At 70.3% G+C, this 13336-nt stretch carries 14 protein-coding genes; 4 read left to right on the forward strand and 10 right to left on the reverse strand.

The features are described 5' to 3' along the window. Window position 1: 1 nt before the first annotated feature. From DL990_RS10520 to DL990_RS10530, 3 genes are all read right to left on the reverse strand, one after another. Window positions 2-1270, reverse strand: a complete 1269-nt coding sequence (locus DL990_RS10520; RefSeq protein ID WP_125798561.1) for a ribonuclease D — start codon at window positions 1268-1270, stop codon at window positions 2-4. A 68-nt stretch (window positions 1271-1338) separates the two neighbouring features. Continuing rightward, window positions 1339-2055 (reverse strand): response regulator transcription factor, encoded by a 717-nt coding sequence (locus tag DL990_RS10525; RefSeq protein WP_034318331.1) that lies wholly within the window; start codon window positions 2053-2055, stop codon window positions 1339-1341. A gap of 1209 nt (window positions 2056-3264) precedes the next feature. Next, a complete protein-coding gene (locus tag DL990_RS10530) occupies window positions 3265-3828 on the reverse strand; it encodes a DUF3000 domain-containing protein (RefSeq protein WP_199746301.1) in 564 nt (187 codons plus the stop codon). 88 nt (window positions 3829-3916) lie between these two features. Here DL990_RS10530 and hemE point away from each other — a divergent pair, with 88 nt between their 5' ends. Genes hemE through DL990_RS10550 form a run of 4 tightly spaced genes read left to right on the forward strand, consistent with a single transcriptional unit; the run spans window position 3917 to window position 8439 of the window. Further along, window positions 3917-4987 (forward strand): uroporphyrinogen decarboxylase, encoded by a 1071-nt coding sequence (hemE, locus tag DL990_RS10535; RefSeq protein ID WP_125780324.1) that lies wholly within the window; start codon window positions 3917-3919, stop codon window positions 4985-4987. Beyond that, complete coding sequence (gene hemG / locus DL990_RS10540) at window positions 4984-6363, forward strand: protoporphyrinogen oxidase (protein WP_125798562.1); 1380 nt, start codon at window positions 4984-4986, stop codon at window positions 6361-6363. Before hemE ends, hemG begins: the two co-directional genes overlap by 4 nt. A gap of 25 nt (window positions 6364-6388) precedes the next feature. Then, window positions 6389-7081, forward strand: coding sequence for a hydrogen peroxide-dependent heme synthase (gene hemQ / locus DL990_RS10545; protein WP_125798563.1), 693 nt, complete (start codon window positions 6389-6391; stop codon window positions 7079-7081). An 11-nt stretch (window positions 7082-7092) separates the two neighbouring features. Further along, the gene (locus DL990_RS10550; protein ID WP_125798564.1) at window positions 7093-8439 is read left to right on the forward strand and encodes a CoA transferase; all 1347 of its coding nucleotides are present in this window, start codon (window positions 7093-7095) and stop codon (window positions 8437-8439) included. 148 nt (window positions 8440-8587) lie between these two features. Here DL990_RS10550 and DL990_RS10555 read toward each other — a convergent pair whose 3' ends face one another. From DL990_RS10555 to DL990_RS10585, 7 genes are all read right to left on the reverse strand, one after another. Beyond that, window positions 8588-8944 carry a hypothetical protein gene (locus tag DL990_RS10555; RefSeq protein ID WP_125780332.1) on the reverse strand — a complete coding sequence of 119 codons (357 nt, stop codon included), beginning with the start codon at window positions 8942-8944 and terminating at the stop codon, window positions 8588-8590. Next, entirely contained in the window at window positions 8941-9753 is an 813-nt protein-coding gene (locus tag DL990_RS10560) for a DUF692 domain-containing protein (RefSeq protein ID WP_125780334.1), read from the reverse strand. Before DL990_RS10560 ends, DL990_RS10555 begins: the two co-directional genes overlap by 4 nt. Then, window positions 9746-10699 carry a TIGR04222 domain-containing membrane protein gene (locus DL990_RS10565; RefSeq protein WP_125798565.1) on the reverse strand — a complete coding sequence of 318 codons (954 nt, stop codon included), beginning with the start codon at window positions 10697-10699 and terminating at the stop codon, window positions 9746-9748. The genes DL990_RS10560 and DL990_RS10565 overlap by 8 nt, the downstream gene beginning before the upstream one ends. A 113-nt stretch (window positions 10700-10812) precedes the next feature. Beyond that, a complete protein-coding gene (locus DL990_RS10570) occupies window positions 10813-11619 on the reverse strand; it encodes a TIGR04222 domain-containing membrane protein (protein WP_158632601.1) in 807 nt (268 codons plus the stop codon). Next, window positions 11612-12493, reverse strand: coding sequence for a TIGR04222 domain-containing membrane protein (locus tag DL990_RS10575; protein WP_125798567.1), 882 nt, complete (start codon window positions 12491-12493; stop codon window positions 11612-11614). Before DL990_RS10575 ends, DL990_RS10570 begins: the two co-directional genes overlap by 8 nt. Before the next feature lie 76 nt (window positions 12494-12569). After that, a complete protein-coding gene (msrB, locus tag DL990_RS10580; RefSeq protein WP_125780342.1) occupies window positions 12570-12992 on the reverse strand; it encodes a peptide-methionine (R)-S-oxide reductase MsrB in 423 nt (140 codons plus the stop codon). 19 nt (window positions 12993-13011) lie between these two features. Continuing rightward, window positions 13012-13317, reverse strand: coding sequence for a hypothetical protein (locus tag DL990_RS10585; RefSeq protein WP_125780344.1), 306 nt, complete (start codon window positions 13315-13317; stop codon window positions 13012-13014). Window positions 13318-13336 lie beyond the last annotated feature (19 nt).

Consider the following 13336-nt stretch of genomic DNA (forward strand, 5'->3'; position numbering starts at 1 on the left):
ATCAGGCGGTGGCGGTGGCGTGCAGCGCCTTGCTCAGCGCCGCCACGGTCAGCTCGACCTGCCACGGCCGGGCACCGCCGTCGCGGAGCACCTGGGCGACGGCGTCCTCGCTCAGCTCCGCGGGCGGACGCCAGCAGGTGCGGCGCACCAGTTCCGGCAGCAGCAGGTTCTCCACCGGCAGCCGCCGGTCCTCCGCGATCGCGGCCAGCGCCGCGCGGGCGGCGACGAGCCGGGCGGCGGCGTCGGGATCCTTGTCCGACCACCGGTTCACCGGCGGCGGGCCGTCGGTCTGCTGCGCGGGGGTCGGCAGTTCGTCGGCGGGGAGCGCGCGGGCGGCCTGCAGATGCCGCAGCCAGCTCGCGGTGTACTTGCGCTGGACCCGGCCGCTGAACACCGGCAGCGCTTGCAACTGCTCGACGGTCTTCGGGTCCGCGGTGACAGCGTTGATGATGGCGGTGTCGGGCAGGATCCGGCTCGGCGCGCGGTCACGTTTGCGGGCGAGCTCGTCCCGCGCCTGCCACAGTTCGCGCACGGCGGCGAGACCGCGCGCGCTCCGGATCTTGTGCACCCCGGAGGTCCGGCGCCACGGCTCGGCCCGAGGGGCGGGCGGCGGCGCGGTGCGGACGGCCTCGAATTCCTGCTGGGCCCAGTCGAGCTTTCCCTGGGCGGCCAGATCGGCCTCGAGTTTCTCGCGCAGCTCGATGAGTAGCTCGACGTCGAGGGCGGCGTAGTTCAGCCAGTCGACGGGAAGCGGGCGCTTCGACCAGTCGGCGGCGCTGTGGCCCTTCTCCAGCTGGTAACCGAGAAGGAGTTCGACAAGGGTGCCGAGGGCGACCCGTTCGTACCCGGCGAGCCGTCCGGCGAGTTCGGTGTCGAACAGGCTCTTCGGGTGCAGGTCGAGTTCGGCGAGGCACGGCAGGTCCTGAGAGGCCGCGTGCAGCACCCATTCGGCGTTGTTGAGCACGTCCGCGAGGGGTTCGAGCTGCCCTTCGAGCGGAATGGGGTCGATGAGGAAGGAGCCGGCACCTTCGCGGCGCAGCTGCACGAGATAGGCCTTCGGCCAGTATCGGTAGCCGGACGCGCGTTCGGTGTCCACGGCGATGGCCCCGCTGCCGCTCGCGATCTTCACGCAGGCTTCGGCGAGGGCTGTCGCGTCGGCGATCACCGGCGGAGTGCCCTCGGCGGGCTCGCGCAGAAGAACCGGTCCACCGGTGTCATCGGTGCCGTTCTTCGGGTCCGTCTGCGGTTCTCCGGGTCGGTCGCCTTCCATAGGTGAAGACCCTACGGGACGAGCGGACCGCGCCTGGTCCGCCCGCCCCGCAGGGCTGTTCGCCTTTGTCAGCGGATCACGCCGGCACGCATGGCCAGCGCCACCATCTGAGCCCGGTCACCCGTGCCGAGCTTGCGCCCGATGCGGGAGAGGTGGGACTTCACGGTGAGAGCGGAGAGGCTGAGTTCCTCACCGATCTCCTTGTTGCTCTGGCCGTCGGCCACGAGCTGCAGCACCTCGACCTCGCGCGCCGAAAGCTCGCGCGGGGTGTTGTCGGTGCCGGCGACTCGGGTGCCGGTGGCCAGGACCGGTGCGACGCTCGGGTCCGCGTAGACGCCGCCCTCGAGCACCCTGCGGACGCCGTCGGTCACTACGACCGGCGATGCCGACTTGAGCAGGTATGCCTGGGCGCCGGCCTGGAACGCCGACCTGACCGCGTACGGGTCGTCTGATGAAGCGAGCACCACTACTCGAGGCCAGCCATGGCTACGGAGTTCCGTAACCAGCTCGATGCCGCTGCCATCCGGCAGTCCGAGATCGAGGATCGCCAGATCACAAGGCCCTGTGGCCTGTGCTCGCGCCCTCGCCTCGGCCACCGTGGCGGCCTCGTGGACGGTGCCCGCACCCATCTGTGCGAGTCTTGCTGAGATTGCCTCCCTCAACAATGGGTGGTCATCGACCACCAACACGGAAAAAAGCTCTTCCCGCGGGTGCGGAACCATGCTCGCCGGCAATGAACCGGCTGGCGTGGATCGGACGGCCTGAGAAATGCCGACGGTAGCCACGTCACTACCTCCCTGGAGTCGGTCGTGCCCCCCGACCGGCACCGGGACTTTCGGCCGTTTAGCCGCGCCAGCTTTAGACCGAAAGTGGTGTCGTCGATGGCACTGTAGCCGCCCCGAGGCCTTCACGGGGGGATCGAATGGGTATCTATCTCAAACCAGTGGTCACTCAGGGAGTTCGTAGTAACACGATCGGGCTAGTACACAGCCGGTGGCTAACACATCGCCGAACGAACACGATGCACTGGGGATACCGGGGCCCAACCGACTGTGCAGATGAGCCGTGCACCTGCCGGTGCCTCTGCCCGGGACGCTCGAAGAGCAGTGCGCGGGGACCCGGAAAGCGTCCCCGGCATGGGGCTTGATCAACTTCGCGGAGAGTCATGATCGCTCCGCTCAGTGACTGCGCCAGTAACGCTCCGGAAGGTCTCCGGGGTGCCCGGAGAGCCGTTTCGGGCTCACTTGATCTTGTTGCGCACGGTGACAGCCGGGTTAGCACGAACGGGGTGGTTCAGACCTCTGTTCGACCGGCTCCGTGCTGGTCGGGGCTGGTCTGGTCCGAATGGCCGCGTCGGGTCTCTCGACGCCGTACGGACGCTCTCGGGGCTCGCGGATGGAGTAGGCGAAGGCGCCTTCGGTCGCTTCGGGGGTCTTCGCGGGGACATGAAGGACTCCTTGCTTGCGCTAGGCGCAATGAAGGAGTCCTTCATGTCCTTGGGTCGCCGATCCGCCGGCGATAGCAAGGGACCTTTAGTATCGCTAGCTTTCCTAGCGGTGCTAGATGGCCGGAACTCGCAAAATAACCCAAATGCTATGTCTCGATTGCCGGGATTCGGCGTGTCGGGACCGCTGCCGAGTCCGTGAAGGCCTCCTTGAGGGACCCAGAGTCCCTCAAGGAGGCCTTCACGGACCTCTGCCTGCGTCTGACCTGCGGGTTGGCGGGTGGGTCGTGGGGTGATGTCACCACCAGGCCGATGGACGTCGCGCCCGTGACCGGGTCGGCCGTGAGTTCCGCGTCCAATCACGCGTGTTACGCCTAAGGCCACACGACGACCAAGGGGATCTCAGAGCGCGAGCCCCGAGTAGTGGGTAAATGCGGTGTCCCTCAAGGAGGCCTTCACGGACCTACGGAAGTCGTGAGCGGCACTCGCCGGACAGCAGGAGGCCTCTCGGGGACCCGAGTGGGGATGCGAAGGTTCTCTGAGCCGACCGTCAGGAGGACTGGCGCTGCTCGAAGAGGGTCACGCCCACCGGCGGCAGCCCGACGACGCTCGCCATCACCTGGCAGAAGGCCTGCCCGTGCGGCCGCAGTGCGGCGTCGGTCGGCGTCCAGGACGCCCGGAGTTCCAGATCGTCGGTGCGCGAGGGTCCTGAGATATCGCCGAAGCGAGCCGAGGAAGTCTCGGTGACGGTGCCGCCCAGCGCCGTCCAGTCCGCGCCGGAGCTCTCCAGCGCGTCGGTCAGCCACGACCAGCCCACGGCCGGCAGGAAGGGATCGGTCGCCAGTTCGCGGTCGAGTTCCGCGCGGACGTACATGACCAGCCGCAGGACCCCGTCCCAGCCCTCCTGGCCGTCCGGGTCGTGCAGCAGCACCAGCCGTCCCGACGCCAGCACGTCCGCCGGTCCTTCCACCTCGCAGCTCACCGCGTAGGACCACGGCGCCAGCCGCTGCGGCGGGCGCATCGTCTCCAGCTGCACTTCGGGGCGGGGCCGGACCGATTGCAACGCCGCGACGGCTTCACGGAAGAGATCGGGTACTGATGTCATCGCGGTCACCAACCGACTGTAGGACGGGACAGTCCGGTTCGGGGCGCAGGCGCGCCGAGAGTAAGGCCCCTGAGCACCCATGGCACCATGAACCGTGATGTCTCCTTCAGCTGCTTCTCCCGCGCAGACCGTTCCCGCGGCCCGTCGCGCCCTGCCCGGTGCGCCGTTCCTGGCCGCCGCGCGCGGTGAACGCCCGGCCCACACCCCTGTGTGGTTCATGCGCCAGGCGGGCCGGTCGCTGCCCGAGTACCGGGCGCTGCGCGAGGGCACCTCGATGTTCGACGCCTGCTTCGACCCCGAGATGCTCGCCGAGATCACGCTCCAGCCGATCCGCCGTCACGGCGTCGACGCGGCCATCCTCTTCAGCGACATCGTCGTCCCGCTCAAGGCGGCGGGCCTCGACATCGACATCGTCGCGGGCACCGGACCGGTGGTCGCCGAGCCGATCCGCGACGCCGCGGGCGTGCGCGCGCTGCCGGTGCTGGACCCGGAGCAGGTGGAGCGGGTCGCCGAGGGCGTCCGGCTCCTGGTCGGGTCGCTGGGCGAGACGCCGCTGATCGGGTTCGCGGGCGCGCCGTTCACCCTGGCGTCGTATCTCATCGAGGGCGGCCCGAGCCGCAACCACGAACACACCAAAGCGCTCATGCACTCCGAGCCGGAGCTGTGGCACGAGCTGGCCGGGCGTCTCGCCGACATGGCGATCACCTTCCTGTCCGCGCAGCTGGACGCCGGGGCCGACGCGATCCAGCTGTTCGACTCATGGGCGGGCGCGCTCTCGGAGCGGGACTACCGCGAGTTCGTCCTGCCGCATTCGGCGAAGGTGCTGTCCGCGGTCGCGAGCTACGGCGTGCCCCGGATCCACTTCGGCGTCGGCACCGGCGAGCTGCTGGTGGCCATGCGCGACGCGGGCGCCGACGTGGTCGGCGTCGACTGGCGTATCCCGCTCGACGAGGCGGTCCGGAGGCTCGGCGGCGGTGTCGTCCAGGGCAACCTCGACCCGGCGCTGCTGCACGCGTCCTGGCCGGTGCTCGAAGCGGAGGTCCGGCGCATCCACGCCGAGGGCCGCGCGGCCGACGGCCATATCTTCAACCTCGGCCACGGCGTACTGCCCGGCGTCGACCCGGACGTTCTGACGCGCGTGGTCGGGCTGGTACACGAACTCCGATGAGAACGATCGCCGTCATCGGTGGCGGTATCTCGGGGCTGACCGCGGCGTACCGGCTGCGGACGCTGCTCGGCGAAGCCGCCCGGATCGTCGTTTTCGAAGCGACGGAGTCCCTCGGTGGAAAGCTCCGCACGGTCGAACTCGCCGGTGAACGCTACGACGTCGGCGCGGAGGCCTTCCTCGCCCGCCGCCCCGAGGCGCTCGCTTTGGTCCGCGAGGTCGGGCTGGGCGGAAGCCTCGTCCACCCCACCAAGGCCCGCGCCAAGATCCACGCCGGCGGATCCGTGCTCGGCCTGCCGCCGGGCACGGTCATGGGCGTTCCGGCCTCGGCCGACGCGGTCGCGGGAGTGCTGTCGGAGAAGGGCCGCGCGCTGGTCGAAGCCGAGTCGTCGCTGTCACCGGTGGAACTGCCCGCCGGTGACATGCCACTCGGCCCGCTGCTGCGGGAGCGCTTCGGCGACGAACTGGTCGACAGGCTTGTCGATCCGCTGCTCGGCGGGGTCTACGCCGGGGGAGCGGACGGCCTCGGGCTGCGCGCGACGATGCCCGGTCTCGCGTCCGCGATCGATCGCGGCGCGCGCTCGCTCACCGAAGGCGCCGCCTCGCTCATGCCCGCCTCGCCGAGCACGGCGCCGGTCTTCGGCACCCTGCTCGGCGGCCTCGGAACGCTGATCACGCGGCTCGCGGAGCTGTCCCGCGCCGAGATCCGGACCGGGACCACCGTGACGGCACTCGAGCGCACCGCCGGCGGCTGGAAGGTCGACGACCTCGACGCCGACTCGGTTCTTCTCGCGGTCCCGGCGCCTTCGGCCCGGCGGCTGCTCGACGGTGTCGCAGGAGTGGCGTCGTCGATGTTCGCCAAGGTCGAACTCGCGTCGATGGCGGTGGTCGCGCTCGCGCTCCCGCCGGGGACCGCGCTGCCGGAGTCGTCCGGGGTGCTGATCGGCGCCGGGGAGCGAGACGCCGCCGGGAAGCCGTTCGCCGCCAAGGCGTTCACCTTCTCCTCCCGCAAATGGGCGCAGTACGGCGAAGGCCCGATGCTGGCGCGTGGCTCGGTCGGCCGCTTCGGCGAACCGGGCGCGCTGCACGCCGACGACGACGAACTCGTCCGCGTGGTCCGCGACGATCTGGCCCGGCTGACCGGGGTCACCGCCGAACCGATCGACACCCTGGTGACCCGATGGGGCGGCGGGCTCCCGCAGTACGGCACCGGACACCTCGTCCGCGTCGAGCGGATCGAACGCGCCGTCGCCGGCGTTCCTGGCCTCGCCGTGGCGGGCGCGACGCTGCACGGCGTCGGGCTCCCGGCGTGTATCGCCACCGCCGACGCAGCCGCCCGCCGCATCGCCGGGATCACACCGACCCACGAGGGCTCTTGAGCACCGGCAGTGCCAAGATGGCGGTATGGCGCGGCTGAACTACAACGAGCTCAATGACACCATCCGCTACACCGCCTGGTCGGTCTTCCGGGCCGAGCAGGGCAAGCTCGGTGAAGACCGCGCGAAGGCGACCGCGGAGACCACCGAGTACCTCGACGCCCTGGAGTCCAAGGGCGTCGTCGTCCGCGGTGTCTACGACCTTTCGGGGCTGCGTGCCGACGCCGACTACATGATCTGGTGGCACGCCGAGGAGATCGAGCAGGTCCAGGCGGCGTACAGCGGTTTCCGGCACACCCCGCTCGGCCGCGCGTCGGCGCCGGTGTGGAGCCAGGTCGCGCTGCACCGTCCGGCGGAGTTCAACAAGAGCCACATCCCGGCGTTCCTCGCCGGTGAAGAGGCCCGCAAGTTCATCTGCGTCTACCCGTTCGTCCGCTCCTACGAGTGGTACCTGCTGCCGGACGACGAGCGCCGCAAGATGCTCGCCGACCACGGCAAGGAGGCCCGCGACTACCCGGACGTCCGCGCCAACACGGTCGCGTCGTTCGCGCTGGGCGACTACGAGTGGATCCTCGCTTTCGAGGCCGACGAACTGCACCGCATCGTCGACCTGATGCGGCATCTGCGCGGCACCGAGGCCCGCCTCCACGTGCGCGAGGAGATCCCGTTCTACACCGGGACGAAGGTGGCCCCCGCCGAGCTGATCGCGCTCCTGCCCTAGTGAAGGCCTCCGTGGACACCCGCGTCTGGACCACGCTCACCGGCGACACCCTCGCCGAAGACGCCGTCGAGATCACCGGCCCGGAGTCGGTGCTGTCCGGCACCTTCCGGGTCGAGAAGGCGGCGACCACGAGTATCGCCGCCGCGACGCTGGCCGCCGGTGAGCTCTTGCGGCTGCGCGGGATCGAGCCGGGCAAGGTCTCGGTCGACACCCGGCACGCCGCCGCGTCGTTCCACAGCGAGCAGTACATCCGGGTCGACGGCGAACCGGTGCCGTTCAGCGCGCCGCTGTCCGGCGACTACCAGGCGAACGACGGCTGGGTGCGGCTGCACTGCAACTACCCGCGTCACGTCTCCGCCGTGTGCTGGGGCCTGGGCGTGCCCGCGACCCGCGCGGCGTTCGAGAAGGTCGTGGCGGCCAAGTCGAAGTACGAGGTCGAGTCGGCGGTGATCGGTGCCGGCGGTGCGGCCGCGGTGCTGCGCTCCCGCGAGGAGTGGCTGGCGCACAAGCAAGGACAGGCTGCCGGCGGGCTGCCCGTCGCCGAGATCCGCTCGCTCGGGCCGTCGGAACCCGTGCGCCTGTTCGAGTCCGACCGGCCGCTGGGCGGGGTGCGGATCCTGGACCTGACCCACGTCATCGCCGGACCGGTCGCGGGCCGCGTGCTCGCCGCGCACGGCGCCACCGTCATGCACATCGGGTCTGCCCAGCTGCCGACCGTGCCGCCGCTGGCCGTCGACACCGGGATGGGCAAGCTCTCGGCGTACGTCGACCTGGAGACCGAGGCCGGGCGCTCGCGGCTGCGCAAGCTGATCGCGCGCGCCGACGTCGTGCTGCAGGGTTTCCGGCCGGGATCGTTGGTGGCCAAGGGTTTCTCGCCGGAAGCGATCGCGGAGCTCCGGCCGGGGATCGTGGTCGCGGACCTGTCCGCCTACGGCTGGGAAGGGCCATGGGCGCGCAGGCGCGGGTTCGACAGCCTGGTGCAGATGGCGTCGGGGATCGCCGACGAGGGCGGCAAGACCGCCGGGCTCGACGGCCCGGGACCGCTTCCGGTGCAGGCACTCGACCACGCGACCGGCTGGCTCACCGCGGCGGCGATCATGACCGCGCTCCGCCGGGCGGCCACCGATGGCGGCACCCAGCACGTCCGTACCTCGCTCGCCGGGACCGGGGAGTGGCTGAACTCCTTGGGACGCAAGGAAGCCGGGCCCACCGGCTTCGACGGCGGCGACTGGACCGAAGAGGTCGACGGTCAACTCGGCCGGGTCACGCGGGTCAAGATGGCCGGTGCGCTGCCCGGCTCGAATCCGCAGTGGACGGAAGCGACGCACGTACCCGGAAGCGACCGCCCGGTCTGGTGAACCGCCGCAAGTAGGTGACTAATTGCGAGCGTTTGCTGGTTTCTGGGGCGGTTGGTCGGTGTCGTGAAGGGCACCTTTGAGACGTCGAACGTCCTGAAGGGTCCCTTTGAGACATCCTGGAAGACCGCGAACCGCCGCAAGTAGGTGACTAATTGCGGCGTAGGCGTAGCCGTAGGCGGCCGGCGAGGCGTCCCTTCGGTTTGGGTACCTCACCGCGTTCCACGAGCCACGCGCCGAAGGCGTCCGCGTACGCCCGCGCGCGGATCGCGTCGGTCTTCGGGCTGCTCGTCGCGTACTCGCGGAAGAGTGCGCCGAACCGGTCTCCGAGCGCCTCGGCGAGGTCCGGGCGAAGGTAGGCGACCAGCCTGCTTTGCTTGTTCCGCAGGACGTTCGCTTCGATACGGAGCCGCTCCGCGTCGAAGCCCGCCGGGGCGTCGCCTCCGGCGAGCAGCGCCTTGAGCAGCTCGGCCTGCCGCGCGGCGAGCCGCTCCCGGGGCGACGTCACGGCGAGACCGCTTCCCTGAGCGCGGCCAGTTCGGCCGCCAGTTCGCTGTCGGGCGGGTAGTCGTCGTCGCGCTCCAGCAGGACACCCGGCGGCTCGGTGCGCCGCCGCAGTTCACGCAGCAGGTCCAGCACCTCCGGTACCACCGGATGGGCGTGCGTGTCGTGGTAGACGCCGTCGCGTTCGACACCACCCGCCATATGCGTGTACGCCAGCCGCTCCCACGGGATCTCGTCGAGGAACCGTTCGGGATCGGTGCCGAGGTTGCGGGCGTTGGCGTACAGGTTGGCGACGTCGATGATCAGCAGGCAGCCGGTCCGGTCGGTCAGCTCCCGCAGGAACTCCGACTCGGTGAACTCCGCGTCCGGCCACTCCAGCACCGCCGCGATGTTCTCCAGCGCGAACGGGACGTCCACGATGGACTGCGTCAGTTTGACGTTGTCCACCAGGACATCGAGCGCTTCCCGGGTGCGGGGGAGCGGCATCAGATGCCCCGAGTCGAGGCCGCCCGCGCGTACGAAGCACACGTGGTCGCTGGCCATCGGCGCGCCGAGCTCGCGGGTGACCTCCGCGAGATGCTCGACGCGTGTGGTGTCCAGTGGTTCGGCGCCGCCCAGCGACAGCGAAACCGCGTGCGGCAGGACCGGGATTCCCTTGTCGCGCAACGCGACGAGGGTCTCGGGCAGATGCCCGGTGTGCAGGTTCTCGGCGACGACCTCGACCCAGTCGACGCCGGGCAGCCGTGCGATCGACAGGTCCAGCTCGTGCCGCCAGCCGATGCCGATCCCGAGCCTGCCCGGCCCGTCAGCCACCACAGCCGCCGCCTCCGCAGGAGCTCCCGCCGCCTCCGCCGCCGCTGCACGAGCTTCCGCCGCTGCTGCACGTGGAGCCGCCGCCGGACGAACCGCCACCGAAACCGCCGGAGACCGGAGGCGGGATCAGGGCCGCGCTCAGTTCATCGTCGGGGTAGTAGGAGAGACCGCCGAACGCGACCGCCGCGGCGGCGCCGCCCAGCCCGGCGCCGCCCATCATCGCGCCACCGCTCGTGCCGCCCACCGCGGTCGCGTTGGGGATCCCGCGGTTGCGCTCCCGCCCGTGGGCGGACCTGGCCCGGTGGAGGATCCGGTCGCCCTCGCCGGTCGGACGCGGACCCGACCGCTTGTTCTTGACCACCTGGGCGACCAGCGTCGCGAATCCGGCCGCGAGCAGCAGCGGGATCAGGAAACCGACGGGGTGGTCACCGGAGATCCCGGCGATCAGGCGCACCACACCGAGGACGAGCACGGCGGAGTACAGGAAGTACACGACCTGGCGGATCCGCGGCGCCCGGTCGGCGACCACGAGTCCTCGGTCCTCCAGCCCCTTGCCGAGCGCCTGCATCGGGCCCGACATCCGCAGCCGGTCGCGGATGCCGCGGGTCGTGGCGTTGTACCCCGGCCGCGCGCCCTTGGCGACGGCCTTTTCGATCGGGTCGGCGGGCTCGGAGCCGGTGAGCTGGAGCTGTTTCGTGCTGCTGACCCGCAACGTCCCGCGGTCGACCAGCGCCGCGATGGCCGTGTCGACCACCCGGTCCGGGCCGCCGGCGAGATAGGCGAGTTCGTACACCGTCGGCTCCGGTCCGCTCACGGCGGCGCGCGGCGCCTTGCGGCCCAGCTTGGCCGCGATCGTCCACAGGAGACCGACGATCAGCGGGAACACCAGCAGTGCGCCATAGATCGCCAGGAAAGTGGGTCCGGGGATGCCCCAGGTGTCTTCCATCGCACGGGCCTTTCACGAGCAGGTGCACTTACCGTAGTCGGACGTTTTTCCGTCCGGTCGTGGTTCCGTGATTCGACCATCCGGAGTGGGTGTTCACGACGGCAGTTGGACCGTCAGAAGCTGCCGGCAGTCCCATAGGACTCGGAGCCCGTCCCGTCGCCCCAGGCGAACGTGCGAGAGTCCTTGCCCGGCCGACCGCTGTGGCGGCTCAGGATGCGGGCGAGTTCGCGATCGGGATAGGCGCCGAAGCCGCCGAGGGCCACCGCGCCCGCCGCACCGGAAACGAGGCTTTGATCCGTTTCCGCCTCGGACAGCACCTCACGGCCCGCGGAGGTCGTCCTGCCTTCGTAGTCGGTCCGGCCGAGCCGGAGGGTGACGATCAGCAGGGTCAGTGCGACGACGAGAAGCGCGATCAGGACCCAGGTGCCGACGGTGGCGATCCACCGGACCGTCCCGATCCCCAGAAGAACCGCGTGGACGGCGGCGGTGATCCTCCACGTGAACCGTCGTCGTCCTTCCACGACCACCAGGCCGCGGCGGCCCAAGTCGGCCCACAGCGCCCGCATCGCGGGCCCACGGCTCATCCACGCCCGCAGCCGGTAGTCCGGTATCACGGAGAGCGCACCGGAGAGCTCCAGCCCCAGCGGATCGACCGGGACCAGCGGGGTGCGGTAGAGCCTGCCCGAACGGCCGAGCCGGGCCTGTTCGCGTTCGAGCATCGCGGCGACCACCGTTTCGGTGACCCGCGAGGTGCCGCCCGCCAAGGCCGCCACATGCCGCACGCTCGGCAGCCTGCCGCCGTCGTGGAGGCCGCGCCGGAGCCAAAGCGCGTGAAGCCCCGCGATGGCGAAGGGGAGCGCGATGGCCAAGCCGTACAGCCAGGCGAATTCCGGTCCCGGGATGCCCCAGGTTTCAGCCACCGCAACCACCTCCGCCACCGCTGCTGCTACTGCTACCGCACGAAGAGCCGCCACCACCGCACGAGGAGCCGACGGCGTACGACGCGCCTCCGCCGCAGGTGCTCGCCGAGCCGGCGAACAACCTGGCCCTCGTACCGCCGGTCTTGATCAGCGTGACCGCGACGACCCGGTCAGGGAAGGCCTGCAACCCGTGAAGGGCGACCTTCCCGGCCGCCGAGCCGGCCAGAGCGCGGTCCCAATCGCCGAAACGGAGCGCCAGACCGGCCGCGGCGGTCGCCCGGCCCGAACGGTCCGGCCATTGCCGCCATACGGCAAGGCCGATCGCGCCGGCCACACCGACGATCAGGACGACGAGGACGCCGACCGGCCGCTTCAGCGGTACGGCGTTCACCAGCCTCGCGATCCCCATCGCGAAGATGGCCACGTACACGGCGATCGCGTACTGCCAGCCCTTCCGGCGGCGGTTCTCGTGGACCAGCAGGCCTCGCTGCTCCAGATCGGCGCGCAGTTCCCGGACGACCTCGTGCCGTGCCATCTTCGAGCGCAGCTCGCGCAGGCCGTTCCCGTGGCCGTGCACGAGCAGGACGATCGCGCGTTCGAACGGATCGGCCGGGACCGGTTTGACCGGGTGCAGGATGCCGCGGCCGTCGGGCCGCAGGAAGTGCCGGTCGAGCAGACCGGCGACGGCCGTGTCGGTGACCCGCTCGACACCGTCGGCCAGCGCGGCCAGGTGATAGAGGCCGGGCACCGTCCTGGCGCCGGTGTCGCGACGCAGCCACAGTTCGTGCGCCACGGCGAACGCGATCGGCAGTACGGCACAGACTCCGTACAGCCAGGCGAAAGCCGGTCCGGAGATTCCCCAAGGTTCGTTCATGAAGACACCGCCCTCCCCAACGCTGTTCCTGTGCAACGGGAACGCGTCAAGGAGGGCGGCGGTTGGCTTCGTTCGGTTACGACTCGGGAACGAGCGTCAGCGAGATCGAGTTGATGCAGTACCGCTGATCCGTCGGCGTGTCATAGCCCTCGCCTTCGAAGACGTGCCCGAGGTGACTGTGGCACGACTTGCACAGCACCTCGATCCGGCGCATCCCCATGGCGGTGTCCTCCCGGAGGAGGACGGCGTCGGTGTCGGCCGGGTCGTAGAACGACGGCCAGCCACAATGGCTCTCGAATTTCGTGTCACTGCGGAACAGTTCGGCGCCACAGGCCCGGCACTGGTAGACACCGGTCGTCTTGGTGTCGGTGTACTCCCCGGTGAAGGGGCGCTCGGTGCCCGCCTTGCGAAGCACGGCGTACTCGTCGGGACTGAGCTGCTCCCGCCATTCCTGCTCGGATTTGACCACGCGCGGCGTGGCTCCGACAACGGGTTTCATGCCTTTCACCGGTTCCACGTTACCCCGCGAGCCACGCGATGGCCCGGCCGATGATGTCCCATGCGGTGACCATCACGCCGAGCACGATGAGGACCACGACGAGTGCTGAAATCCACCAGCGCAGCCCGCCGAGCCGGTTGCTGGAGTCGGCGAAATCGGAGACACCGTCGAGGCAGGCTTCGACGGTGAAGTTCGGGCCGCAGCGTTCGATGCGGTCCAGATGCTCGGCGAAGGCACGGGCTTCGGGATCATACGGGTCGAGGCCTACCAGGTCCTCGTCGAAACGAGGATTCTGGCCAGGTCCGAAAGGTCCGCTATCGGCCATGGAGCAACAGTAAGCCACG

Source organism: Amycolatopsis sp. WAC 01416 (assembly GCF_003947485.1).
Lineage (GTDB): Bacteria > Actinomycetota > Actinomycetes > Mycobacteriales > Pseudonocardiaceae > Amycolatopsis.

Excerpts from the sequence above, each read along its gene's own strand:
- msrB (WP_125780342.1), bottom strand. The coding sequence starts at position 12,992 with ATGAAACCCGTTGTCGGAGCCACGCCGCGCGTGGTCAAATCCGAGCAG.
- hemE (WP_125780324.1), top strand. The coding sequence starts at position 3,917 with ATGTCTCCTTCAGCTGCTTCTCCCGCGCAGACCGTTCCCGCGGCCCGT.
- DL990_RS10585 (WP_125780344.1), bottom strand. The coding sequence starts at position 13,317 with ATGGCCGATAGCGGACCTTTCGGACCTGGCCAGAATCCTCGTTTCGAC.
- DL990_RS10575 (WP_125798567.1), bottom strand. The coding sequence starts at position 12,493 with ATGAACGAACCTTGGGGAATCTCCGGACCGGCTTTCGCCTGGCTGTAC.
- DL990_RS10520 (WP_125798561.1), bottom strand. The coding sequence starts at position 1,270 with ATGGAAGGCGACCGACCCGGAGAACCGCAGACGGACCCGAAGAACGGC.
- DL990_RS10565 (WP_125798565.1), bottom strand. The coding sequence starts at position 10,699 with ATGGAAGACACCTGGGGCATCCCCGGACCCACTTTCCTGGCGATCTAT.
- hemG (WP_125798562.1), top strand. The coding sequence starts at position 4,984 with ATGAGAACGATCGCCGTCATCGGTGGCGGTATCTCGGGGCTGACCGCG.
- hemQ (WP_125798563.1), top strand. The coding sequence starts at position 6,389 with ATGGCGCGGCTGAACTACAACGAGCTCAATGACACCATCCGCTACACC.